This is a genomic window from Microbulbifer variabilis (genome assembly GCF_052468405.1).
This window is the reverse complement of record NZ_CP174343.1, coordinates 1,505,927-1,532,457: the sequence shown is the minus strand read 5'-3', so window position 1 is coordinate 1,532,457 and position 26,531 is coordinate 1,505,927. Positions and strand designations below refer to the sequence as shown.

Genomic DNA, 26,531 nt, shown 5'->3' with positions numbered 1-26,531 from the left:
GAGCAATTTTGAATAACTGGCGGGATCAGGCATTGGCACTGGCCGGAATTTTTCAATCCGCAACTCTGGTGGAGCGCCTTGCCAAAACTGGCACGGCGCCCCAGGCGCAACTGGAAACGGGGGTGTACAGCCTCTTCCAGATTAACCCCGACCGCACTGAGGATATTTTTGCAGGGGCAAAGCACCTGCTGCCCGGCCTTAAGGTCTCCAAACAAATATTGCAGTCCCGGCAACATCCCGAGTACACAGATTGCCTGCGCTACACACTCTCCGTCCTCTACTTGCAACGACAATTGAGCAAGAAAAAGGACCTGCTTTCCGTTATCGGCAGCCGCCTGGAGAAAGCCAAGGGTCAAGCCGAACACTTTTCACTGACTCACGAAAATATCTTTTCCAATCTGGCCAGCACCTATAGTGACACCCTCGGCACCTTCCGCTTTCGTATTCAGGTTCTTGGCGATTTTAACTACCTGCAACAGCAACGTATCGCCAATCAAATTCGCTCAATGCTGTTTGCCGGTGTTCGCTCGGCGACACTATGGCGACAGCTGGGTGGGCGTCGCCTACACCTGTTGTTCCAACGCAAAAAGCTTTTGCGTGCGACCGACGAATGGATCGCACATATCGAATCTATAGAACACTAATCCCGGAGATTTACTATGACAGTTGAGCTTTCCGCACTCACAGCGGTATCCCCTATTGATGGTCGCTACGAGAGCAAGACTGCCCCCCTGCGTGAAATTTTCAGTGAATACGGCCTGATCCGCGCCCGCGTTGAAGTGGAAGTACGCTGGCTGCAAAAACTTTCCGCACATAAAGAGATCGCCGAAGTTGAGCAGTTTGACGAAGCTGCCAACAAGCTGCTCGATAGCATTGTGGCCGACTTCTCCCTGGAAGATGCTGAGCGCATCAAGGAAATCGAGCGCACCACCAACCACGATGTAAAAGCGGTTGAATACTTCCTCAAGGATAAAATCAGCAGCAATGCCCAGCTGGCAACAGTGAGCGAATTCGTACACTTTGCCTGCACCTCTGAGGACATTAACAACCTGTCCCACGCCCTGATGCTTCGCGCCGGTCGCGACAACGTCATGTTGCCTGCGATGGAAGCCCTGATTGACGCTATCGTAGACCTGGCCCAGGACTTTGCCGACGTACCCATGCTGTCCCGTACTCACGGCCAGACAGCCAGCCCGTCTACTGTTGGTAAAGAACTTGCCAACGTGGCCGCGCGCCTGCGCCGCCAGGTAGCACAGATTAAAGCGGTACCGCTACTGGGTAAAATTAACGGCGCGGTAGGTAATTACAACGCTCACCTGTCCGCCTATCCCAATATTGATTGGGAGCAAAATGCTGAAGAATTCATTTCTTCCCTGGGCCTTACCTGGAACCCCTACACCACCCAGATCGAGCCCCACGACTACATTGCTGAGCTGTTCGACGCTGTTGCCCGCTTTAACACCATCCTGATCGATTTTGACCGCGATGTGTGGGGCTATATCTCCCTGGGTTACTTCAAGCAAAAAGTCGTTGCCGGTGAAGTTGGCTCCTCCACCATGCCGCACAAAGTTAACCCCATTGACTTCGAAAACTCCGAAGGCAACCTGGGTATCGCCAACGCCGTATTCCAGCACCTGGCAGCCAAACTTCCAGTATCCCGCTGGCAGCGCGACCTGACAGACTCCACCGTACTGCGCAATATGGGGGTGGGTGCGGGCTATTCCGCCATTGCCTATGCCGCCACCATGAAAGGCCTGGGCAAACTGGAAATCAACCGCGAGCGCCTGGCGGAAGACCTGGATAATTCATGGGAAGTATTGGCAGAGCCGATCCAAACGGTTATGCGTCGCTACAACATTGAAGAGCCTTACGAGAAACTGAAGGCCCTCACCCGTGGCCAGGGTATCACCCGTGAAACCCTGAAAGTATTTATCGAGAACCTGGAGATTCCCGCAGAGGCCAAGAGCGATCTGCTGGAAATGACTCCGGCATCCTATATCGGTAATGCCGTGGAACAGGCTCGTAAAATTTAAACGAGTCCGGCTACCAGCCGCACCTGGTGCGGCTGGTCATCTTTTAAAAAATACAAAAGTACGCTGGATAGTTTCCGAGCCTCAGAATATCCAGACACAAACCCCAGCCTTCTGACAGTGAGAGTTACCGTGGCCAGCCCCCTTACCCACCTTGGCGACATGCCCATCGAAGTTTTTATGCGTGACTATTGGCAGCAGAAACCCCTGCTGATACGCAATGCTTTCGCCAATTTTGAGTCGCCCATTTCCGGGGAAGAACTCGCAGGTATGGCCCTGGAGGAAGCGGTCGAATCTCGCTTGGTATTGGAGAATGGCAAGAGCGGTCCCTGGGAGCTGCGCACAGGTCCATTCACTGAAGAAGATTTTCTTTCCCTCCCTAAAACCCACTGGACCCTGCTGGTACAAGCTGTCGATCAGTGGATGTCAGAAATTGCTGAACTGAAAGATTTCTTCCGCTTTATCCCCGACTGGCGCCTGGATGATGTGATGATCAGTTACGCCGCCGATAAGGGCAGCGTTGGTCCCCACTACGATCACTACGATGTGTTTCTTCTCCAGGCCGAAGGCAAGCGTTTGTGGCAACAAGGCCCCAAGGTGGATGAAAGCAATCCTCGCCTTGAAGGAACGTCCCTCAATATCCTGAAAGAATTCGAAGCAGAAAACAGCTGGGTACTAGAGCCCGGCGATATGCTTTACTTGCCGCCCCAATACAGCCACTGGGGAATAGCCGAAGGCGGATGCACCACAATTTCCATTGGTTTCCGCGCCCCTTCCGCCGCCGCGATCCTCGAAGATCTCGCCGCTGAAATCGCTATGGATTTACCGGACAGCCAGCGCTACACCGATGCCGGTGCTGAAGTGGCGAAAAACCCAGCGGAAATTGATCCCGCCTCTGTTGCCCGCCTGCAACAACAGCTCGGCGAGTGGCTGCAGCAACCGGAAAAAATCGCCCAGTGGTTTGGCGCGGTTATGACTGAAGCAAAATACCCGGACACAGTGGCATTGGATGCAGATGACGCAGTAGATTGGCGCGAGCAGATGCCCAAGGGAGTACAACTGGTATTAAACCCCGCCTCCCGCGCTGCCTTTTGCCGCGAACCAGCCACTTTGTTTGTTGATGGTGAGGCCTTCCCCTGCCCACTGGTATTTGCCGAACAGTTCGCTGACTCCCATGAAGTAACCTGGAATGATATCGAAGCTTTCCCGGAAATAGCCGAAGTCAGCGGCCTTCTCGATCAACTGGTTGCACAGGGCACATTGATCTATCCACCTGAGGACTTCTGAAATGGACACTCTCATTCGCCCAGCTGAATGGAATAGTGAAAGGGAGAGAATTCGGGCAATTCGAGAAGCCGTATTTGTGCGAGAACAAAATGTTCCCATGGAATTGGAGTGGGATGATCAAGAAGAAAGCGCACAACACTTCCTGGTTTTTCGTACAGGCATTCCAGTTGGCACTGGTCGGTTGACAACAGATGGTAAGATTGGCCGCATGGCGATTAGCAAAGCTGCCCGTGGCCTGGGACTCGGTGCTCAACTACTAATAGCAATCTGTAATCATGCTAAACAGCATGGTTATCGCAAAGTCTACCTTCACGCCCAACAACATGCCAAAGGCTTTTATGCTAAAGCTGGTTTTACAACGGAGGGGCCTGTTTTTTATGAAGCCGGAATCCCTCATATTAAAATGTTGCAAGAGTTCGGCTGCCCCTTACAAAAGAGTTAACCGTAGTATTACACTGTACAGGCCTTTCCCATCAGAGACTAATCAGCCTCGACAAAGACATAACGCTCCATTAGGTAAGCTAATGGAGCTATACCCACAACGTACGTTATCCAAAGCGCCAATCCCCAATAGGGATTAAAGATTGTTAAGAGACATGCCAAAATGCTGGTCAGCAACATGACCATGCTCACTAATAGCACCCTTTTCCCACTCACACTCGCTCTATTTGGAGCAATAAACCACATTCCTGCAATTGCCAGCGCAGCAACTGCGTAACTGATGGACAATAAAATTACCGACCAGGCTTGATCTGGATACTCTCCCAACAAAGCCGATGGAAAAGGAATAAAAGCAACCGCACCAAGTAATAGAAAGTTAAGGCTGGTAAAGCCCACAGACTTAGACTCATGATCAGCCATCAAGTGATTGTGGTTGAGCCATAAACGACAAAGGATTGCAACACTCAATAGCCAGGAAAATATATGAGGAATCTGTTGCTGCATTTTGGTTTGAAAATCCTCGCCCGGCTTAATATCTACCAAGTCAGGAATTTGAATGTTAAACACCAGCAGGGTCATGGCGATAGCAAAAACGCCATCACTGAGTGCATTGATACGACTAGACAAAAAGGACTTGTGTTGCATCATTTCTATCGCGCAAAGCTAGCTATTACTAAGTTAAGTCCAAACCCTTCTTTTAGCCGCTGCTAGCGCAAATAGTCGCCCTTTGTTCGCTATATAATTTCAACCTTACCTTCTGATTACTGAATACTCGGATTTTTAAATTAATTAGTTAAACAATATGATAACGACTTTGTAAGTGTATAGTTTTTACATTTACTGTTGGCTAAATATGCAGTCCCCAAGCTGTATTCAAAAGATAAAAGACTTGATGCTAATGCTATTGGTGGGTCAATCGATTCCCAGCCCTTTCGCTGCGGGAGAAGCATCCAGCAGCGAAAGGTTGCTGTTCACTTGCAATTGCATATGGCGCCACAGGTATTTACGAACCCTTCGCACTTGGTAGGTCGATAGATGAGTAACAAGTAGCCAAAATTCAAGCACTACTCCCAGGAGAAGACTGCCAAATTAATTGGCTCTAAACTCTCTCCACCTCCTCTCTTTGCAGGGTAGCGACCGTAGAAATACTGGCGGTATAATTTCCTCTAGAGACAACACGCCCGACCCGCTCTCCCAAATATACTGCAGTTAGCCGATCCAGCTCATGAATACCACCCCCACTCTCCTCTACGGCAATCAAACCCAACTGGCAACCACCTCGATTTCTCCCTTGTATATCCCGACTAGGTAAGATATCGAGAGGGACCCAGAGCATTCCCATTTGGGAGGAAAATATCTGCAGGGCCTGGATGGTATTAAGCTGATCTCCACTGTAGTTGCTGCCAATAGTAAAACCCGCAGCCAACTTGTCCGCCCATTTAAGCTCACTGTAACGATCACTGGCAGCATCTATAAATGACTTAAATTGCGCTGAAACATTCCCCATAAAAGTTGGCGAACCCAGCACAATCGCCTCACACTCGTCCAACTGAGCCATTATTCTTTGGTTATCGAAGCGCCCTGCCCGTATATGCTGTCCCTCAACAGCCAAGGCTATCCCCTCACACCCGGTTAGATTATTAACCCCCTTTACAACAGCTTCTGCGAGTGCCTTGGTAGTGCCGCAAACTGAATGGTAAACAACTCCCACCTTAATCATGAGGCTACTCTGCTGATTGTTGCACCGACGTTTTTTGTACCTTGATGGAAAGGCTGCCCCTGAAAAATACTGGCCAGCCTCCGATCAACTTCGGCACCTGTCGGCACCTCAATACCAAATACATCCAACAAAGTTTGGCGAAGCTCCTTAACATTGGCGAGCATTATTACGCTTTTGGGGCCAATAATCGGCTGGTAGCTCAATTGACGATTGATCAAAGCATGTCGCCCCTCGGAAAATGCCCGCGCTGCAATCAAGTGTTCTACAAAGCGGGATTCCCGGTGGGTGCAGCAATACCAATTGGCGATTTTATAATCACCAGCCGTACGGGGGCTCAAATCAAAGCTATACATAGCTTGCCAAACCCCCTCGACCTTTACCTGTAACAGGTAATCTCTATTATCTGTTCGGGTCAAACGATAAGTGCCGTGGGGAGTAGTCTGGAGATCTGTGGAATCCAAACGCATCGGCGCAGTGAGTGTATTACTGCCAAACCCTGCATCCAACAAGTAAGGGACTTCATCTACTTCTACCAACAGTATCATGTGTGATTGTGCAGGTTGATGTCCCACAGGGGTTTGCCAAAGGACACGCGCGGCAAGGCCGATAACTGCAAAGCCTATCTGCTGCAAAGCAGCGCGCAAGAGAGCATTCTGCTCGAAACAGTATCCCCCCCTCAAGTGGCGTACGAGCTTATCCTCGATAGCGGAAATTTCAATATCTACTGCCCCCCCTAAAAAAGATGTCACATTCTCAAAAGGAATTGTCCGCACATGATGGGATAAGAGACCCTTGAGCGTCGGTAAATCAACAGCAGGCATGCGGTTATAGCCGATACGCTCCAAGTAACCTCGCAAGTTGATTCTTTGTGTTTCTGCGGTCATTTGTCTCATTTCCTCTTTGCCAATCAATTTTGCAAAGTAGTTTAATACCTCAACTTTACTTTAGGTCAACACCGATTACCCAGCTTCTTGGTTACTGTGATATCGCCAAATATACTAACTATGACTCCCTCTTCCCGACTTGGCATCGTGTGTATGATTGGGGGGGGCAACAACAGAGGTAAATGCTCATTGGAACTATTGTTTTTGGGTACATCGTCCGGTACTCCCACAAAGGACAGAAACGTAAGCGCTGTCGCATTAATAGAAAGTCAAGGTAAAAGCTGGTACCTGATCGACTGCGGTGAAGGAACTCAACATCAAATCCTTCATACTCCCCTGTCCTTAAACTCTCTAAGCGCAATTTTCATCACCCATGTCCATGGTGATCATTGCTATGGACTACCAGGGCTATTGGCAAGTGCGGGGATGCAAGGCAGAGCTAAACCACTGACTGTAGTAGCACCAAAGGCTATACGTGACTGGCTTATATCTACGCAGGCATGCACTGAACTCTACCTACCATTTGAGTTGAATTTTTTTCCTTCGGAGAAATTACCTACCTTGGACCAAGGACAGTTTATGATTTCCCTGACTAAACTTTCCCACAGGGTGCCCTCGTACGCTTACAGTTTTACCGAGAGAAAAATACGGGCTTCCTTAGATATCGAAAAATTGTGTGTAGCAGGCATCCCCCAAGGGCCCTTATGGGGCAAACTGAGAGCCGGAATTAATATTATCCATAATGGCCGGGAATACTCTTCTACAGAGTTTCTTCACCGAAAGCAAAAGCCAAGAAAAATTGTGATCTGTGGAGATAATGACAGCCCAGAATTGTTAAAAAAAGCCTGCGTAGAGTGTGACCTTCTCGTTCATGAGTCTACTTTTACTGATGATATGGCTGAAAAAGCTGTAAAGGTCGGACACAGCTGTGCCAAGCAGGTGGCATCTTTTGCAGAGCAAGCAACTGTACCCAACCTGATTTTGACCCATTTCAGTCCGCGATACCAATCAAGAGCTGATATAACTCCCTCAATTAATGACATATACCTCGAAGCTCAATCTGTATACAGAGGCAATCTACAGCTAGCTTCTGACTTTAAACGGTTCGAGTTAGATAAAACTGGAAAACTGAGGTCGCACATTTAAAGTTATGCTCTATGTTTTCACCGAAAGCAGAACAGGAAGCCTGGATACAATTAATACTCTCCAAGATTCCTGCAATTCAATAAGAACTAATACTTCACACTTCAACTGCTAACCTGAAGGAAATAACCGGGCAGGAAATACCAAATGGTACAAATCAATGAACTATTTAATCGGCACTTCGCAAGCAGCCAAAGATTAAGGAAGAAAGCTAAAAAGAAAATTCCGAAGTTTGCCTATGACTACCTCACTGAAGGCTGTATGGATGATATAGGCCTTAGCCGAAATCGAATTCCCTTTAAATCTGTCGAATTCACACCGCAATACATCAAGCGGCCGACTGAGCCGGATATAAGCTGCAAACTGTTTGATTACCATTACAGCGCACCATTTGGAATTGCACCCGTAGGTCTCCAGGGACTAATGTGGCCAGATGCTCCTGTCATACTGGCAGATGCTGCCTATAGACATGAAATTCCTTACATTCTCAGTACCGTATCCTCTGAATCACTAGAACGCATAGCGGAAGTAACCCAGGGAATGGCGTGGTACCAACTATATAATCCCACTGAACCTTCCATCCTAACCGATCTTCTCAAGCGCTTGGAGAGAGCTCAATATCAAAATCTAGCAATTACCGTTGATGTACCCACCTTCGGTTTAAGGCCGCGGGACTTCCACAATGGTCTTGCTATGCCTCCAAAGCTTACACTAAAAAACATCTATCAAGCAGCCATCCGGCCTCATTGGAGTTTAGCCACTCTCGTGCACGGGCTGCCCCAGTTCAAGAACCTTACTCCATATATGAGCAAAGAGAGCAAGAAATTGGAACTCACTGAGTTTATGAATACAGCTACTATGGGGCCACTGGATTTTGACAGTTTAAAAAGTATTCGAGATCGTTGGCCACACAAACTAATCATCAAAGGTATTATGAGCAAACCCGATGTTGATAAAGCAATCGCATTAGGTGTCGATGGAGTGATTATTTCGAATCATGGCGCACGTCAACTAGACCAAGGAGAAGCTACATTACCCTTAGTTCAGGAGCTTAAAACGACATACCAGAGTAAGATTCCACTTCTTATAGACAGTGGGCTTAGGTCGGGCGCAGATGTAGCAAGTGCCCTTTCTCTTGGAGCACAATTCAGCTTTCTGGGTCGTTTTTTTATGTACAGTGTTTGTGCACTAGGTAAAGAGGGAGCAGATCATGCAATTTACCTATTGAAAGCACAGCTAACACAGATAATGCAACAGGTCGGAGCAAAAAAAATCTCAGAACTACCCGGAAAAGCTAAGCTTAAAAATTTCTAAATTAATAATCAAGAATACATATCTTATATTTTAAAGTTAGTGAGCCCATTCTCAATTGAATAATCAAACAACTGAATCTGGATTAATAGTAATGAGTTAATCTAAAAGCTTATCCCAGTAATGAGTACGTCTAAGCATATCCTCTATAGTTTCCTCTGGTAGTAATTCTAAAGGCATAAGTCCATCATTTATTTGCCACCCTCCCCCAAGAGACAAATATACCTGCACCAGACTTGTTGCCACTGCACCCTGTGCGACAACAAGTATATCCTGCTGATTAAGGTTGGAAACCAAGGTTGTAATGACCGTATTAAATTCTATCTCTCCACCTATATATTGTGTAAATGAGAGGTCTACAGATTCCCTCGATGCCTGAGCAGCCGTTTCATAGAAAACCTGTTGCTCTTGTGATTTAAGATAAGCAACTATTGCATTTTCTACATCCACCTGCGCTTGTAAAACAACTTGTTGGTAGTCTGAAACAAGCTGTTGGAAGGTTGCATCCTGTAACCGGACATTATTACGCAGTCGTCCATAATTAAAGATATTCCAATCAAATTCCAAAAATATATCCCATGCATCGCTACTACCATTAAGCTGCCCCCCTCTGATATCGATCGCTCCGATCAACCCCCCAATCGAAAAGTTTGGGTAAAGCTCAGCTCTCGCAACGCCAATCAGTTCCCCCTGAGCAGCAAGTAGGCGCTCTGCCTGTCGGATATCCGGGCGCTGCCTTAAGAGATCTTGAGGCATACCAATAGCTGTGATTGCGGGTACATGAGGTACCGTTGGCGATACGGAAAGTATATCGTTCAGACTATGCGGAGGCATACCAAGCAGTATTGCCAAGGTATTTTTTAGTTGCTGGAGAATAATTTCCAATCCGGGAACAGTAGCTTCTGTATTACTCAGTAAAGTTTGTGCTTGTTCAGCATCCAATGCACTAACTTCACCTGCTTGAAATTTCACTTCTGCAATTCTTAAACCTTCTCTCTGTATACGAATATTTTCTCTTGCTACTTCAATTCGACGCTTGACGGTGCGTATATTGATATATGTCTGAGCTACTTGCGCAATGATAGAAATGAGTAGCCCATCATATTCAGCCATACTAGCTTCAAGATCCGCTGCAGCCGAGTTCACCAAACGCCTCAGCTGCCCCCACATATCCAACTCCCAAGTTAAATTAAAGTTAAGATAATATTCACTTTGTAGGTTTCCAGTTATTCCCGAGCGAACGTATTTTGAACGATCCACAAGCCCTTCAATTTGCTGTATTTGTGGATATTGATCTCCAATTGCGATAGCCAAAAGCTGTTGCGCTTGCAGTGCCCTGAGAGCAGCAGATCTTAACTCCAGATTATTTTCTATTGCTTGGGCTACAAGCTCATCCAGTACCGGGTCAGAGAAAGCTGATTGCCACCAAAAGGGATTGACCGCCTCCAGGATATCTAGGCGTTTATCATTTTGGTAAACCCATGAATCCTCAATGGTTACGGGAGGTGGTACATAGTCTGGGCCCAGCATACAGCCGCTGCCAATAAATAGATAAATAATGCCCAGAGCCAATCGTTGGCTTATAGAGCTTATATAGCTGGAGTTATGGAGAGTGCGCCGCTTCATCTTGTTCGGCGCTCGCAGTATCGCTCAATATGAGCACTGAACTGGTAAACCCAACACGAAGATCAACAGACTCAGGCCTTTCCGTTAAGTGAACTCTCACAGGTATCCGCTGTGCTAGACGAATCCATTCAAATGTTGGGTTTACCCTTGGCAGCAAGTCATTACCAGCAGTTCCATCATCCTGCGCTATCCCCCAGCCAATACTCTCTACATAACCCTTGAGGGGCCTATGGGGATAAGCCATCAATGTTACAATTGCCTTATCCCCTGGCGAAATTCGACGGATAAAAGTCTCTCGAAAATAGCCCTCTATTCGGTAAGTACTAACATCTACTATTGATAGTGCCGGTTGGTTCGCCACAGCTTGATCACCATAGCGAAAGTCCAGATTTGTTACATAACCTGAAACTGGCGCAGTAACAGTTGTGTACTCAAGATTGAGTTCAGCTTGTCGCACCATCGCAAGAGCTGCACGCACACCTGGATTATCCGCTCCAAGAGCACCAAGTTGCGCCCGGACTCTCGCCAAATCTGCCTGTGACTGCTCTAAAACAGCTAAGGACTCAGCGAGGCTGGCCTCTGCACCCGCACGATACTCCACAGAGGATTCATAATCAGCTTGCGCAGCCTGAAGGGACCGCACTGAAGTGGCACGTTGAGGAAGTAATTCCTGTTGACGCTCAAACTCTGCTCTGGATTTCATGATTTCCGCATCCAGAGCATTGATATTACTCTGAGCCAGGTCTATTGCTGCAGAGGATTCCCGCAGTCTGGCTTCATAAGCCAGAATATTTTCCCTTTGTGCGTTATAGGTATCAATTGCCTCTTCATATTGAGCCCGGGCTTCCGCCAAGGCAGCCTCATAGATTCTTGGATCTATTTGGAATAGGAGTTCGCCTGCATTGACAAACTGGTTATCTCGAATTGGTAATTCTACTACTTGACCAGAAACTCTGGGAGTAACCTGAATTATATCCGCTTGGACTTTCCCATCTCTTGTCCACGGATTATTAAGGTATTTCCAGAACTGGAGAACCAACGAAAATAGAGCAAGGAAAACCATACCTCCCGTCAGTATGTATTTTCTATGCTTTTTCACCCTCATATACCCACAAATACCGACCCAATAAAGACTGAGTAAATTATGCTCAACGAAATAACTACAATTGGCGGATTTGCAAAGTATCTAGAGAGACGATAACGATCCAGAACCCTAGCAGTAAGTAATGCCGCCATAACTCCAAGTACGCCTGCAACCAGAACAGGAGAAATAAAAAACCCACCTATAGATACATCGTGAGGTACCTTTTCCATACTTTTACCTATTCGGTTCAGAGGCATCTCTCTTCACAGAAGTATTTCCAGTCCACTGATTCTGATAAACGAAAAAATTCAGCCAGATAGTTATTTATACAATGCGTAACACCCAAAAAATACAAGAAATTAGACACTCCTTCTTTTGACTGTTCGCTACACTCTCTAAGCTCCATTAGTTCGCCGACATCGACGTTGGCCCTATCAAATATCCGCCTATACCCTCTCTTTAATGAGTCGATATGAATCCTTCGTTTTCTACCTGACAAATAAAAAAATATTTTTCCTGCTAGACACCGCCATATGAATGCTTCTCGGAGCATTCTTTTTGTCGCCACTAAATTCATTTTTGACCTATCAATTCCATATAAAATTTTTACTTGATTGGCGACCAGCATAAGTAAATCAATAATCCTCCGCATTTGATCAGTAGACATACCCTTAATAGTCTTTTCATTGATTCCCTCTTTCCAATAGAGGATATTCTTATGTGAAATCATAACGATATTAAGATGATATAAGACATATAGCCGATGGAATATCGACCGATCTTTTAAACGTTGTATATCGCCCTCAACCACGAGACGAGCAGCACTATCAAGAAGCCTATCTATATTTTTCTTGAAGTTTCTCTCTGGGTGTGAGGAAAAGGGAATATTTCTTGATATAGCTAGTATGCAAAAAATTATCGCCAAGACAAATATATAGTTTGTATATACAACAAAACTATAAACTTGATCATTATTAAAATTGAATATGATCTGCGGAAAAATAAGAACCAAAGTCCTTATCATAGATTGAGCGCCAAAATACTTATTCGCAAAGTAAGAGATAACAAAAGTCCAGACAAAGATCATCGACCCCAAAGCATAATACCCAGGAAGCTTGGGCATTAAAAAAAAGTACAATGGCGCAGACATTAAACAAACTAGAATCGTGTAGGCACAAGTTTCAAATAATCTAATTTGTGGACTAACAGCAGCAATGATTGCTATGATTGTAATCAACAATACAACTAGCAATCCGCCAATCATATCCGGAACAAACAAATAAGCCAGATAGGAAATCCATATACCAACAAGCACACGAACAACATTGGCAAGCCTATCCGGATCAGGCATCAGCAAACCAAACCAATATGCGCCCTCTTCACCAGGGAATTTCAAATACGAACTCCCTAAACTTTTAATATCATTGACAGAGCTTATTAGTGCTCGAGTTTCAACCTCTAGATCATTTAATGAACGTCGTGTCACGGCTATTGCCGCGGTCTCTGAGGTTGATAGCTCCTTTACCTTATCAATATTTCCTCTAATCACTCTCTCCTGAGCACTGCCTGCTAACTGGTCTTCAGCAATGGCGAAGCGCAACCTCTTAAATCGGCTCTTCATATCCTCTAAATAGTCTTTCATTCCCAGAAGAAACTTCATTATTCCCAGATCACTGGATAGAGCCAGACCTTCTTCTAATTTAAGCAACGACTGGGTAACCGCTGTTGCACGACATCCCAAATGATTCCACTGCCTACGGCATTCCCAGATTTCGTAACTGTCAGAACTGGCATCATTAATTGCAGTACGTAAGCGTGCATCTGCTTTTAACAGTTCAACTCTCTTTTCTCTACGAATTTTCACCTTTTTTCGATCTAGAATCCTTGTAAAACACCTATCTGCAAATGCGCGGTGAGCATCTAGTAGGGAAACCGCGGCTTGATGTAGTTCTTCACGGCTACAATTCGGCCATATCAGCACAGCGACTAGGCCATAGACGATAATACCAAGCAATGACTCCTGGATACGTAAAATGCCTTCCTCATAGGAAATTGATAAGTCACCTCCTGTCGCATCCCATAACAATAAGATGACATAGCCACAAGTCATCCAAAAATATTGGTGCTTTGATCTCTGCAGAAAATATACGCAGCTTGCAACCCAAGTAGAAAGGGCAATCATAAAGAGCCAGCGATCCTGGGGAAACAACGCGACGATTATCCAGCCGCCTAATAGCGCAAAAAGAGTCCCCAAGATCCACAAAATGGCGCGATTTAAGGATTGTCCGAGATTTGCTTGGCTACACACAATAACTGCAAATCCACCCCAAAAAGGTTTCTCCCAATTAATACCCATTGCAATGGCATAAACAATTACCAGAGCCAGCGCAATTTTTATCGACTCTTTCGCATTACGAGACAGGTGCAACTTTATCTCCGAGAATTTTCACGATATAGCGGTTACGCCTTTTTATTCAATGACGCCAAAATACTAATTAACTACGGGATTGTTTATTTGACAGGAAGAAGTATGGCATATAAGGAAGCAATAAAATCAGGGATTTATAAATAGATATGGTAAGTATGGACTGTATTATAAAGTGTCAATGGGGGTTGATTGTCATCAAAGAACGTCAGAATTTTATACTCCAATACTCCATGATCGCTTGGCGAAAAGGTATGCCAATATAAATAATGACATGCAATCCTGAGAGCAAGCACTGGATATATAACTCTTAGGCAATGGGATGAGAGAAATTAAAATACAATGACGACTAAACCCATTCAAAATATATATTCCCCTTTTTCAGCTCAGATCTCCGGCGTAACCACCACCTTAAATGGCATGCCACTAGAATCAATAAACTTAACTTCTGCCGGGACATTATAAGAGGTAATTAGTGTAGGAGTCGCCAAATTCACATAGCCATTACTTTCTTGATACTCATATATACTTGCGACTACACGAAGCTGGCCTTCAGGTGTTTGTTCTTCTAATAATAGGAGCTTAATTAATTTATCTAAATGTATTTCACTTTCTACATCCCCTTCATTTAGCAAGTGTAAAGAGGCCAATTTAGCACCGTTGGGGATTGCATCTACTTTTAGCACCATAGGTGATGCAGTGCTAAATAATGCATATACAAATGTCGACATAACAACCACAATAGCAATTTCTATATGCTTATATACACCCACCAATCCCCGTTCTCTTTTCCTTAACAGGCTCTTTTTCTTTCTCAACCAAAAGAATACTTTCTGGCGCCATGGAAAATGCCGAAGCTATGGATTTTACTGACTCCCGGGAAGCACTTTCGGTCTTCTCTAATCTCTGCACAATCCTTAGACTAATGGAAAATACAACGGCCAAGTGTTGCTGGCTCAAGGCTTGCAACCAAGCTACTTGCTCTTCCCAAAATTGAAGCCATCTCCAGCAAGCACTCGATGATAGATAATAAGAGGGAGGCTCTTTCCTTCTTGCGCATAAGCTCAAAACCCATAAAATACCTTCAAAACAGGCTCGGTTATCAATGGGTTTCGCGCCACCCTTCCCACGTTTTAGCTGGGGAAGGCAAGGATGAATTACTTTCCACTGATCGTCGGGCCAACTCTGACTTGAATCGGCTCACAACTACTTGTCTTTTTACTCCGAGAGTGTGCGAGAATGGTCGATTGCTAGTTATGAAGCAGCCTCTAGTACATTACTATAATGATTGCACTACCAGAGTAAAAAGTGTAATGGCCGCATACCGATAGCCACACTTGAAGGTGGAAAAGCATCTGGGGAGAGGGTTGTAAACTGAATTTGGCCAGACAGAACACTTCCGGAAAAACCGATAAATGTTAGATCAACTCTAAACCACTATACCTAATGGGAATATGATATTAAGGCCAGCTTTATTTACCTAAATGTGTATTTACGAGATAAGATCAACCCTACTTACTTTAAGAGGAAGTGGGGCTGATCAGCACTTTAATATTTAGAAGTTTGCAGACGAACTACACCTCCAAAAGTACCCGATACTATTTCGCCCTTACCCCCAATTTGAGCAGCTGAATAAACACTATTATATTTCTCTCGATATCCTAACGGAATATGAAACACACTGTCACCCGTATCCCAATTCACAGCCTCTAGTGTCCACATACCCTGTCGCTGCCCCCAACAGTAAACTAAATTAGAGGATTCGCTCATGGTCGGCACGCCATTAGGACAGCTTATTTCTTTATTCGCCCAAAGACTACTCAAACTGCGACTGTAAGAATTCCAATGAAATTGCTCGATACCATAGGGGGCATTCTCAGGGAAATTAGAAAACAACACCGTAAGCCTTTGGGGAACACCCGGCAATCGCGAAAAATCCCAGCCATAGTCATTATTAACAACAACTGCTCGATCACCTCGAACCAAGACCGATTGCTCAGATATACTCCTTGTCGCATTGGGATTACCAAAAGTAATAGGAATTTCCGCTGCAATTCTTCTATCTTTCTCTTCAGAAATCGGTTTCCAATCCATCGGTATCTGGTCTCGCCACATCACCACCAGATTCATAAGCTCCTGACCATCAGTAAACACTATCAGCTTATCATTACCCGCATTCATTAATGTGGGCGTGGAGCCGGAACCAATTCCCAGTCGACCCGGCCAAGGTGTCTCTCCCCCAGCTTCATAGGCTGCCTTCCAGGCTCCTTTTCCTTCGTCGGCGCTCACCCTATCTCCAGACCACTGAAATCGATACATCTTTTTACTGGAAACAACATAGATACCTCCTTCTTCATCTATAGAGATTGAGTTTGATACCTCCTCACCTTCATCAACCTTTGTATGATAGAACTTATCTAGACTTCTATTGATTACCAATACCAACCCTTTGGAGGTTGCGAGACAAATATAACCATCGTAAGTCATATTCATCCCAACAATTACTTCACTCTCAGCAGTCAAAAGTTCCTCAGGTATATCAAACTTTTTATATAGATTTATACCCGATCCTGGGTCGCCCTTTATTGCATCCTCATAAACCAACAAACTTGAGCCATCCGGCACATAAAATTTATAATCTTTATCCACAAGGACATATGCACCAGAGAGCCCTCCTGTCATTTCATCTTTTAACTTTGTATCAATCCTATTTATCTGGTTTCCACTCATGTCCATTTTAAAAACAGATCCAAGTGTACTTCCCCAAACCACTCTCTTACCATTTACTTCATAGATTGGAGAGTAAGCAAGGATAATTGGAACAGGTATTGTTTCAGAGAGCTCCTTTTGAAGGCTTGCAATATCATCTAACTCTATACCTTTTAAATATGAAGACCCTTGGTTGTAGGGATTTCTATGGCTCATGGGCCAGGGAGAATCAGCCAAGAATGGGTTCTTCGGTGGATCAATAATCGACTCCGCAATTGCTACATTGAAAAAAATAGATGCAGAAAAAAAATTAAATAAAAATACAGTTCTTAAACACCGAATCAATCCAGGAATCATCAAAACATCCTCCATGTTTAATTAAACACCTAACTATAAAGCAGGGAAAATAAAACACTAAGAACTCCGAAAGCTTTCCTTAAGGCTTGGCTTCTCTACAAAATATTGCTTGAGCATCCTCTAGCCAATATTACGAGGAAACTATATTTAAGGAAGGTGCAACTTATAGAGGCGCCCCTCTTTTTGCAACAGAAACTGAAATATACTATAAAGAAAACTACCTGAATTCAACGTGAAAGATTATATAGTCCTGGTTATTATTCTCTACAAGTAGCTCCTTAAGCTTTTCATAATACTTGATAGCTTAAAGCATTTCATTAAAGATTACTTGGTGTCTTGAACAACACACCAACTTTGATAGATATCATTTTTTAAACTGATATTGTTGGAAACTATTTCGTAACTCTAATTCAGCTGACCTTAATGAAATGTGATTTTTTCGGTTAGCAGGTATTCTATATGCATATATTACAAATAAATAAATTGAGGGCTCTCTTATTATTTGGGTGTTTTTAAATTACGGAACTGTTTTTATCCCAAAATTATAGAATAATTATATCTTACCCAACTTATAATCACTGCCTCCAAAATCTATATATGTCAAATAAAATACTAATTCATTCAGTATTTTAGTAAATGTCTCCCGGAAGGCTAATTGCTAGATTCCCGGGATATACGATCTTACGTCAATTACCTCTGCACCCCTTTCCTTGTCTAGTAGGTATTTCTTATCAACTTCCCCATAGAGAGGAGGGTACTGACGACCGCCTTAGCTCGTTAAAGTATGCGCTAGATTTGATTTCATAATGATTTGACCAGTAAAAAGACCCCTTAAGGGGTCTTGCAGCAAAATCATCATGCATTTAGAGCCTTAAATTCCCGCCTGCGACGATGCAGAACCGGCTCAGTATAACCATTAGGCTGCGCACAACCCTCGAAAACCAATTCACAAGCAGCTTGAAAGGCAATGCTTTTATCGAAGTCAGGGGCCATATTATTGTAGTTGGAATCACCCGCATTTTGGCGATCTACTATCGCTGCCATACGCTCCATGGTTTCTCGCACCTGCTTCTCACTAACAATGCCATGTTTCAACCAGTTGGCAATATGTTGGGAGGAAATACGCAGAGTTGCGCGGTCTTCCATCAGGCCAACATCGTTGATATCCGGTACTTTGGAACAACCTACACCCTGTTCTACCCAACGTACAACATAACCAAGTATCCCCTGGGCGTTATTATCCAGCTCTAGCTGAATCTCTTTGGCGCTCCAATTGGTATTATTAGCCACGGGTACGGTAAGGATATCTTCCAGCTTGGCGTGATGGCGATGCTGGATTTCTTCTTGACGGCGGTTTACATCTACCTTGTGGTAATGCAATGCGTGCAGTGTCGCGGCAGTTGGAGAGGGAACCCAGGCAGTATTGGCACCGGCCATGGGATGGGCAAGCTTGGCGTGCATCATAGCTGACATTTGGTCAGGTATTGGCCACATTCCCTTACCGATTTGAGCCCGGCCCTTTAAGCCGCAGTTTAAACCAACATCTACATTCCACTCTTCATAGGCATTGATCCAGGTAGACTGTTTCATATCGCCTTTACGAATCATCGGGCCAGCAAGCATTGAGGTATGGATTTCATCGCCAGTGCGATCGAGGAAGCCGGTATTGATAAATACCACACGCTCTTTAGCTTCGGCAATACAGGATTTCAGGTTTACCGTGGTACGACGCTCCTCATCCATAATGCCCATTTTTACAGTGAAACGCGGTAGGCCAAGGACATCTTCAATACGATTGAACAGGATGTTGGCAAAAGCCACTTCTTCCGGACCATGCATCTTTGGTTTCACGATATAGATACTACCGGTACGGGAGTTCTTAATCTCTCCATCGCCGCGTAGATCGTGTAGCGCGATCAGGCTGGTAATCATGCCATCAAGGATGCCTTCAGGAATCTCCTGGCCATCACCAAATAAAACAGCATCATTAGTCATCAGGTGGCCGACATTGCGTACAAACATGAGGCTGCGACCTGGCAAAGTTAACTGATTGCCATTTGGAGTAGTGTACTCACGGTCGGCATTCAAATTACGCTCAAAGGTCTTGCCACCTTTATTAATGGTTTCTTTCAGGTCTCCTCGCATAAGGCCGAGCCAGTTACGATAAACGACAACCTTATCCTCGGCATCGACCGCGGCAACGGAATCTTCGCAGTCCATAATGGTGGTCAAAGCAGATTCCAGCAGCACATCTTTTACACCAGCATCGTCAGTCTTACCGACAGGGCTTTCCCGATCTACCTGAACTTCAAAGTGCAAGCCGTGCTGTTTAAGCAGAATACAACTGGGCTCTTCGCTGTCACCGCGATAACCGACAAACTGTTTACCATCTTTGACGGTGGCGATATCACCATTCGCCAGTACCACTTCCAGCAGGGAGCCATTTACGCGGTACTGCACAGCATCTTTGTGGCTGCCGCAGGTAAGTGGAGCAGACTGATCCAGGAAGTTGCGAGCAAACTCAATAACTTTGGCACCCCGTACAGGGTTGTATTCGGTGCCTTTTTCCGCACCGCCCTCTTCGCTGATCACGTCAGTTCCGTACAGGGCATCATACAAGCTGCCCCAGCGGGCATTGGCTGCATTGAGTGCGTAACGGGCATTCATCACCGGCACCACCAACTGTGGCCCCGCAAGAGTGGCAATCTCTTCGTCGACATTTTCGGTAGTAGCGGCAAAATCAGCAGGCTCATCTACCAGGTAGCCAATTTCACGCAAGTATTCACGATACCCTTCCAGGTCGCGAACACCCTCGGGGTTCTCTGTGTACCAACGATCCAGGGTTTCCTGGAGTTCATCACGCTTTTGCAGTAATTCGCGGTTAACTGGCGCCAGATCACGGACGATGGCATCGAGCCCACCCCAGAATTTATCGGCATCGACCCCGGTTCCTGGAATCACCTCCTCGCTAACCAGATTGTATAGTTCCGGTGCGATTTGCAGATTACCGATTTGGACTCGTTCCGTCATACCCTGGGCCTCTCGCTAATTGTTGGAATTACGGCATTCTAAACAGCCATTTCGACATACCGCTAATTTATAGGCGCAATTTCCACTATTCATAGATCAAATTTTTATGAATGCGGTTGGCGCGTGAAACCTTACCAGTAAAACTACGCATTCACCTACAAGGCGCATGCTTCCTTACTCACCAGTCACTTACAGAGCCCGACCGATATCCAAGATCAGGCGGCGTAACCAGCGGTGCGGCGCACTCTGCTGCAATAAGGGGCTCCAAGCCATTTTCAGTTCCAGAGGTGGAATATCCAGGGGGGGATCCCTTCGCACAACCCTCGGATTATCGCTGGCCAGCTGCGCCAGCCGGGTGGGAACTGTCACTATCAAATCGCTCTGTTCTGCCAATAGCATGGCTACCTGATAGTGGCGTGTAAACACGGAAATATCGCGCTTTTCCCCCAAGCGCCCGATAGCCTCATCCACCCAGCCTAGCCTCTGAACATCCTCTGGGTTTACCCCTACCCCAACCCCCATGCCCGTTTTACTGACCCAGATGTGCTGGGCCTTCAAATAGCTTTGCAGATTGTAGTCTTCAAGCATGGGGTTATCTGCCCGCATCACACAGGAGAAACTGTCTCGCCACACAGTAGCCTGATGGAAGCTCTGCGGCATGCTGTCAAAGCGGTTGATTACCATATCCACTTTGCCCTGCTCCACATCAACGAAACTCACATCACTGGGGGTCATGATATCCAGGCTGATTCCAGGAGCATCATCACGCAGCTGCTTGAGTAGCGGCGGAATCAAAGTGGATTCTGCATAGTCACTGGCCATGATTCGAAATGTTCGGCGTGTATTCGCCGGATCAAAATCCCGATTAGGCTGAATCACCCGATCGATACTGGACAGGGCTTCTCGCACCATCGGCTGCAACTCCAGGGCACGCTCGGTGGGCATCATGCCCTCGCGAGTGCGTACCAGAAGGGGGTCATCGAACAGCTCTCGCAGACGCTTAAGGCCGTTACTCATAGCTGGCTGGGATAGGCCTAGATAGTTTGCCGCACGGGTTACATTACGTTCTCGCAGCAGTACATCAAGATACACCAGCAGGTTCAGGTCAGCTCTTTCCAGTTGCATACATCATTCGCCAGATCGATAGTGAAAATAAAATCAATAAATTAGGCAAATTATGCCACTCCTCCTAAGATACTCAACACCTAATCGCAGTCACCGTTTTAAGGAAACACTGTCATGTCCACCTACACTCAAGACATCGACGCGGTAGCTAAGCTCCGTGACAGCAAAAGCGGCACTTGGGACGCTATCAATCCCGAATCTGTTGCCCGTATGCGCGCCCAGAACAAATTCAAGAACGGCCTGGATATTGCCAAGTACACTGCCAATATCATGCGCGCTGACATGGAGAATTACGACAAGGACACCTCCAAGTACACTCAGTCTCTGGGTTGCTGGCACGGTTTCATCGGCCAGCAGAAGATGATTTCTATAAAGAAGCATTTCGAAGGCAATACTGACCGCCGCTATCTGTACCTGTCCGGCTGGATGGTAGCTGCACTGCGCAGTGAATTTGGTCCGCTGCCCGACCAGTCCATGCACGAGAAAACCTCTGTTGCACACCTGATCAATGAGCTGTACACCTTCCTGCGTCAAGCAGATGCTCGCGAGCTGAACGACCTGTTTCGCGAATTGGATGCTGCCCGCGAGGCCGGTAACAAGGCTGCCGAGAAGGCTGTACAGGACAAGATCGACACCCATAAAACCCACGTTGTACCAATCATCGCTGACATCGATGCCGGTTTTGGTAACGCGGAAGCCACTTACCTGATGGCCAAGCAAATGATCGAAGCGGGTGCTTGCTGTATCCAGATCGAGAACCAGGTTTCCGACGAAAAGCAATGTGGCCACCAGGACGGTAAAGTGACCGTTCCTCACGAGGACTTCCTGGCCAAGATCCGGGCTGTTCGTTACGCGTTCCTGGAGTTGGGCGTAGATAACGGAGTTATTGTTGCCCGTACCGACTCCCTGGGTGCCGGCCTGACCAAGCAGATCGCTGTGACCAAAGAGCCTGGCGACCTGGGCGATCAGTACAACGCTTTCCTGGACTGCGAAGAAATCGACGCTTCTGAACTGGCTAACGGTGACGTTGTAATCAACCGCGAAGGCAAACTTTTGCGTCCTAAGCGCCTGGCTTCCAACCTTTTCCAGTTCCGCAAAGGTACCGGCGAAGCTCGCTGCATCCTGGACAGCATCACTTCCTTGCAAAATGGTGCTGACCTGATTTGGATCGAAACCGAGAAGCCCCATATCGGCCAGATTGGCGGCATGATGGATGAAATCCGTAAAGTCGTTCCCGATGCGAAACTGGTTTACAACAACAGCCCATCCTTTAACTGGACACTGAACTTCCGTCAGCAGGTTTTTGATACCTGGAGTGAAGAAGGCAAAGACGTATCCGCTTACGACCGCGCCAACCTGATGAGCGCCGAGTACGACGACTCTGACCTTTCTGCAGCAGCTGATGAGAAGATCCGTACTTTCCAAGCCGACGCGGCTCGCGAAGCAGGCATCTTCCACCATCTGATCACCCTGCCAACTTACCACACTGCAGCCCTGTCTACCGACAACCTGGCCAAGGAGTACTTCGGTGAGCAAGGCATGCTGGGCTACGTGAAAGGCGTTCAGCGTAAAGAAATCCGTCAGGGCATTGCCTGTGTTAAGCACCAGAACATGGCAGGTTCTGACATCGGTGACGACCACAAAGAGTACTTCGCTGGTGAAGCTGCCCTGAAGGCTGCTGGTAAAGACAACACCATGAACCAGTTCGGCTAAGCCCTCTTTATATACCCAAAAGGTATGTTTAAGGCGGCGCCAGCCGCCTTCTTCTGATAAAAGCTGACGATTTCTCTCAGCCTGAGAGTTAAGTTTCTGCTGAAGAAGTACAGTTGAAGCAAACTGCGCTTTAATCTCTGCATTTTAAATTTGGGCCGCAATCGCGGCCCTTTTTTATTCTCACCCCCAGCCATGTTTTCAAAAGACTTTTGCGCCAACTTGGCTAGCCTTAGGGTATATACGCAGGGACACCCATCCTATGCCCAACCCCGGCTTAGTACTAATTCTGAACTGTGGCAGCTCCTCACTGAAGTTTGCCGCACTCGATCCATTCAGTGGAGAGGAATACTTATCAGGTCAAGCCGATGCCCTGGGAAGTTCCGGGGCAGTTCTCAATTGGCGTTATTGCAGTGAGGACAACAGCCAGCCGCTCTCCCCAAGCGATGACTGCGAAAGTGTGATTGGTTGGCTGGTTGAGCGGTTTGATGGGACCTGGCTCGGACTAAAAGCCCGTCTGCTCGCCATTGGCCACCGGGTGGTCCACGGCGGCGAGTTATTCGCAGATTCAGTATTGATAGACCAGCAGGTCCTGACCGCAATTCGCTCCTGCTGCGAATTGGCACCACTGCACAACCCGGCTGCTCTGCAAGGGATCCAGACTGCCCTGATCGCTTTTCCCCAAGTACCCCAAGCTGCCGTGTTCGATACAGCATTTCACCAGGGTATGCCGGACTATGCCTACCTCTACGCACTGCCCTACCGGCTATACCAGGATCACCATATTCGACGTTACGGCATGCATGGGAGCAGCCACCGCTATATTGCCGAGCGCAGTGCCGAGCTATTGGGAAAACCAACTACTGAGGCCAACGTAATTTCCGCACACCTGGGTAACGGCGCTTCCATTGCCGCTATCAAAGGCGGGCACAGTGTGGATACCAGTATGGGACTCACGCCCCTCGAAGGACTGGTAATGGGTAGCCGCTGTGGCGACCTGGACCCAGGCCTGCTATTGCACCTTGGAGAATCCCTGGACTATTCCCTGGCCGAGCTGGAACAGCTGCTGAATAGAGAGAGCGGCCTGCTCGGCCTATCCGGTTTGAGTAATGACTGTCGCGAACTGGAAGAGGCAATGGAAAACGGCCACGAGGGAGCCCGCCTGGCCCTGGAGGTATTCTGTTATAGATTGGCTAAATATATCGCTGCCTACACTGTGCCCTTGCGCAGGGTCAGCGCCCTGGCATTTACCGGGGGCATTGGAGAAAACTCCTCCTGGGTACGCCATAGGACCATTAGCTGGCTTAGCGCACTCGGCTATCAACTGAATCAGGAGCGCAATGAGGCAACCCGCTTCGGTGCCGAGGGGCTCATATCCAAGGCGGGTACGCTGGATATCTTTGTAATCCCAACCAGGGAGGATTGGGTAATCGCCAGGGATGCCGCAAGGCTCGCATCTGAGGTGCGCTAGAAATGTCTCATCGCACTCGCACACTGATGCTCGTTCCCCTTGCCGCTGGAGTCGGAATTACTTCCGTAAGCCTGGGCTTAATTCGGGCATTGGAGCGTATCCAGGTGGAAGTTAAATTCTACAAGCCTGTGGCCGAGCCGCCGCCTCCAGACGGTACCATTGAACGGACCAACGAAATATTGCGGCAGGTTTCCAACCTGGATATTCCACGCTCCTTCAGTGCCAAACATGTTGAGTCCATGGTCTCTACAGGGAAAATGCCAGATCTGTTAGAAGAAATACTGGCCCGATATCAAAGCGGCGGCCAGCATGCAGACGTGACCGTCATCGAAGGCGTACTGCCCAGCAGTGAAAATCAGTTTGCCAACCAACTCAATTACCAGATTGCCAAGACACTGGATGCGGAAGTAGTACTGGTAGCCTGCCCTCATGGTGGAGATATCAGGCAATTGCGAGAGCGGTTACAGTTCGCTGTTCACTCCTTCGGCGGAGAAAAATCCAACCGTGTAGTGGGCTGCATTATCAATAAGGTTGGAGCCCCTGAAGAGCAAACTGATACTCCCGGTGCTCAACCGGCAGGTATGCGTGCCGGACGTGAAGATCCCGCAGAAAACAAAGTCACAATCACCAGGGAATCCCTCTACCGGCAAACCCCTCTACGTATTGTCGGCTGTATACCCTGGAATGCAGATCTTCTGGCTCCCCGCGCATTAGATCTGGTGCGGCATTTCGATGCTCAACTTATCAACCGGGGAGAATTGGAGACCCGGAGATTACACAATGTAACTTTCTGCTCCCGTTCACTCCCCAATATGCTCAGGCGATTTCAGCCCGGGGCTTTGTTAGTTACTTCTGCCGATAGACCTGATGTAGTCACCGCGGCCTGCTTGGCAGCTATGAACGGGGTAAAAATCGGATGCCTGCTGCTAACTGGGGGTTATCGGCTGGATCGTGAAGTCCATAAACTCTGCACACCAGCAATGGAGACCGGCCTGCCAGTAATGCTGGTAAGTGGCAATACTTGGCGCACTGTAGTGGACTTACAGACCTTCAACCTGCGTACACCGGCAGATGACCGTGAGCGGGTGAACCGGGTGCAAGATTTTTTTGCCAGTCACCTGGATGAAAACTGGGTGAATTCTTTGAGCCAGGTTTCCAACCGCCCCCGGAGACTTTCCCCTCCAGCCTTCCGATATCATCTGACGGAACTGGCCCGCCGAAAAAAAAAGCGTATTGTACTTCCCGAAGGTGAAGAGCCACGCACCATCAGGGCAGCATTGATTTGCACCGAGCGCGATATTGCCGAACCTATTCTGCTCGGCAATACAAAAACCATTGCCAGGGTCGCAGAGCAGCAAGGTCTAACACTCTCTGACAAAATTCACATTACCGATCCGGAAACTGTGCGTGACAATTATATTGAGCCCATGGTGGAATTGCGTAGGAGCAAGGGCCTGACAGAAGTGGTCGCAAAGGAGCAGCTCCATGACAATGTAGTACTCGGCACTATGATGTTGGCTCTGGATGAGGTCGATGGACTGGTATCCGGGGCTATTCACACCACCGCCAATACCATCCGTCCCGCTCTGCAGCTAATAAAAGCCGCACCGGGTGAAGAGCTGGTTTCCTCTATATTTTTTATGCTGCTGCCCGAACAAGTTTTGGTTTATGGGGACTGCGCGATTAACCCCGACCCAAACGCAGAGCAACTGGCAGCGATTGCTATTCAGTCCGCCGATTCAGCGAAAGCATTTGGCGTAGAGCCTCGTGTAGCCATGATCAGCTACTCTACAGGAACCTCAGGCAGTGGCTCAGATGTAGACAAGGTTCGCGAAGCAACCGAAATTGCCAAACGCAAAAGGCCCAGGCTGATCATCGATGGCCCCCTACAATACGATGCGGCCGTTACCGAAAATGTAGCCGCTCAGAAAGCACCACATAGCCCTGTTGCTGGACGTGCAACGGTATTTATTTTTCCCGACTTGAATACAGGCAACACAACCTATAAAGCTGTGCAGCGCAGTGCGGACTTGGTCAGTATTGGCCCCATGCTGCAGGGGTTGCGCAAACCGGTGAATGATTTATCCCGCGGTGCCCTGGTCGACGATATTGTCTACACCATCGCACTCACGGCAATTCAGGCGCAACAACGTGATTATCAGGGTTAAAAACAATACT

20 protein-coding genes and 1 pseudogene are annotated in these 26,531 nt (G+C 47.1%); 9 read left to right on the top strand and 12 right to left on the bottom strand.

Going from position 1 to position 26,531, the window contains the following annotated elements; translation table 11 throughout:
- The first annotated feature begins 8 nt into the window (after window positions 1-8).
- From hflD to ACJJJB_RS07180, 4 genes are all read left to right on the top strand, one after another.
- Entirely contained in the window at window positions 9-644 is a 636-nt protein-coding gene (hflD, locus tag ACJJJB_RS07195; protein ID WP_020415256.1) for a high frequency lysogenization protein HflD, read from the top strand.
- Window positions 645-659: 15 nt separating this feature from the next.
- Window positions 660-2,033, top strand: coding sequence for an adenylosuccinate lyase (purB, locus tag ACJJJB_RS07190; RefSeq protein ID WP_444945110.1), 1,374 nt, complete (start codon window positions 660-662; stop codon window positions 2,031-2,033).
- Window positions 2,034-2,162: 129 nt separating this feature from the next.
- Window positions 2,163-3,317 carry a cupin domain-containing protein gene (locus tag ACJJJB_RS07185; RefSeq protein WP_020415254.1) on the top strand — a complete coding sequence of 385 codons (1,155 nt, stop codon included), beginning with the start codon at window positions 2,163-2,165 and terminating at the stop codon, window positions 3,315-3,317.
- Window position 3,318: 1 nt separating this feature from the next.
- Entirely contained in the window at window positions 3,319-3,759 is a 441-nt protein-coding gene (locus ACJJJB_RS07180; RefSeq protein WP_020415253.1) for a GNAT family N-acetyltransferase, read from the top strand.
- A gap of 38 nt (window positions 3,760-3,797) precedes the next feature.
- Here the strand turns inward: ACJJJB_RS07180 and ACJJJB_RS07175 are convergent, their stop codons facing one another.
- The 3 genes from ACJJJB_RS07175 to ACJJJB_RS07165 form a co-directional block, all read right to left on the bottom strand.
- Window positions 3,798-4,406, bottom strand: a complete 609-nt coding sequence (locus ACJJJB_RS07175; protein ID WP_083922847.1) for a TMEM175 family protein — start codon at window positions 4,404-4,406, stop codon at window positions 3,798-3,800.
- 451 nt (window positions 4,407-4,857) lie between these two features.
- Entirely contained in the window at window positions 4,858-5,478 is a 621-nt protein-coding gene (locus ACJJJB_RS07170) for a flavodoxin family protein (protein ID WP_282950722.1), read from the bottom strand.
- Window positions 5,475-6,362: an arylamine N-acetyltransferase family protein gene (locus ACJJJB_RS07165; protein ID WP_020415250.1), complete on the bottom strand. Its 888-nt coding sequence runs from the start codon at window positions 6,360-6,362 to the stop codon at window positions 5,475-5,477. The genes ACJJJB_RS07170 and ACJJJB_RS07165 overlap by 4 nt, the downstream gene beginning before the upstream one ends.
- Window positions 6,363-6,551: 189 nt before the next feature.
- Here ACJJJB_RS07165 and ACJJJB_RS07160 point away from each other — a divergent pair, with 189 nt between their 5' ends.
- Both ACJJJB_RS07160 and ACJJJB_RS07155 read left to right on the top strand, forming a co-directional pair.
- A complete protein-coding gene (locus ACJJJB_RS07160) occupies window positions 6,552-7,508 on the top strand; it encodes a ribonuclease Z (RefSeq protein ID WP_444945111.1) in 957 nt (318 codons plus the stop codon).
- Window positions 7,509-7,652: 144 nt separating this feature from the next.
- Window positions 7,653-8,819 carry an alpha-hydroxy acid oxidase gene (locus ACJJJB_RS07155; protein ID WP_020415248.1) on the top strand — a complete coding sequence of 389 codons (1,167 nt, stop codon included), beginning with the start codon at window positions 7,653-7,655 and terminating at the stop codon, window positions 8,817-8,819.
- A 96-nt stretch (window positions 8,820-8,915) separates the two neighbouring features.
- Here the strand turns inward: ACJJJB_RS07155 and ACJJJB_RS07150 are convergent, their stop codons facing one another.
- The 9 genes and pseudogenes from ACJJJB_RS07150 to ACJJJB_RS07110 form a co-directional block, all read right to left on the bottom strand.
- On the bottom strand, window positions 8,916-10,442 hold the full coding sequence (locus ACJJJB_RS07150) for an efflux transporter outer membrane subunit (RefSeq protein WP_444945112.1): 1,527 nt from the start codon (window positions 10,440-10,442) through the stop codon (window positions 8,916-8,918).
- Window positions 10,420-11,541 carry an HlyD family secretion protein gene (locus tag ACJJJB_RS07145; protein ID WP_353375338.1) on the bottom strand — a complete coding sequence of 374 codons (1,122 nt, stop codon included), beginning with the start codon at window positions 11,539-11,541 and terminating at the stop codon, window positions 10,420-10,422. The genes ACJJJB_RS07150 and ACJJJB_RS07145 overlap by 23 nt, the downstream gene beginning before the upstream one ends.
- Window positions 11,542-11,543: 2 nt before the next feature.
- The gene (locus ACJJJB_RS07140) at window positions 11,544-11,756 is read right to left on the bottom strand and encodes a DUF1656 domain-containing protein (protein ID WP_169337146.1); all 213 of its coding nucleotides are present in this window, start codon (window positions 11,754-11,756) and stop codon (window positions 11,544-11,546) included.
- 17 nt (window positions 11,757-11,773) lie between these two features.
- A complete protein-coding gene (locus ACJJJB_RS07135; RefSeq protein WP_445365954.1) occupies window positions 11,774-13,954 on the bottom strand; it encodes an FUSC family protein in 2,181 nt (726 codons plus the stop codon).
- Between the two features lie 383 nt (window positions 13,955-14,337).
- Complete coding sequence (locus ACJJJB_RS07130) at window positions 14,338-14,769, bottom strand: hypothetical protein (RefSeq protein WP_445365953.1); 432 nt, start codon at window positions 14,767-14,769, stop codon at window positions 14,338-14,340.
- Window positions 14,711-15,115 (bottom strand): annotated as a pseudogene (locus ACJJJB_RS07125) (transposase); the annotation flags it as partial. The pseudogene ACJJJB_RS07125 and the gene ACJJJB_RS07130, both read right to left, overlap by 59 nt.
- 384 nt (window positions 15,116-15,499) lie before the next feature.
- The gene (locus ACJJJB_RS07120) at window positions 15,500-17,032 is read right to left on the bottom strand and encodes a hypothetical protein (RefSeq protein WP_445365952.1); all 1,533 of its coding nucleotides are present in this window, start codon (window positions 17,030-17,032) and stop codon (window positions 15,500-15,502) included.
- Window positions 17,033-17,872: 840 nt separating this feature from the next.
- Entirely contained in the window at window positions 17,873-20,047 is a 2,175-nt protein-coding gene (locus tag ACJJJB_RS07115; RefSeq protein WP_020415241.1) for a malate synthase G, read from the bottom strand.
- 189 nt (window positions 20,048-20,236) lie between these two features.
- Window positions 20,237-21,172, bottom strand: a complete 936-nt coding sequence (locus ACJJJB_RS07110; RefSeq protein ID WP_020415240.1) for a LysR family transcriptional regulator — start codon at window positions 21,170-21,172, stop codon at window positions 20,237-20,239.
- Between the two features lie 114 nt (window positions 21,173-21,286).
- Between ACJJJB_RS07110 and ACJJJB_RS07105 the strand changes: the two genes are divergently transcribed.
- The 3 genes from ACJJJB_RS07105 (at window position 21,287) to pta (ending at window position 26,521) form a co-directional block, all read left to right on the top strand.
- Window positions 21,287-22,885, top strand: coding sequence for an isocitrate lyase (locus ACJJJB_RS07105; RefSeq protein WP_444945116.1), 1,599 nt, complete (start codon window positions 21,287-21,289; stop codon window positions 22,883-22,885).
- A gap of 259 nt (window positions 22,886-23,144) precedes the next feature.
- Window positions 23,145-24,353 carry an acetate kinase gene (locus ACJJJB_RS07100; protein ID WP_020415237.1) on the top strand — a complete coding sequence of 403 codons (1,209 nt, stop codon included), beginning with the start codon at window positions 23,145-23,147 and terminating at the stop codon, window positions 24,351-24,353.
- Window positions 24,354-24,355: 2 nt separating this feature from the next.
- Window positions 24,356-26,521: a phosphate acetyltransferase gene (gene pta / locus ACJJJB_RS07095; protein WP_353375333.1), complete on the top strand. Its 2,166-nt coding sequence runs from the start codon at window positions 24,356-24,358 to the stop codon at window positions 26,519-26,521.
- Window positions 26,522-26,531 lie beyond the last annotated feature (10 nt).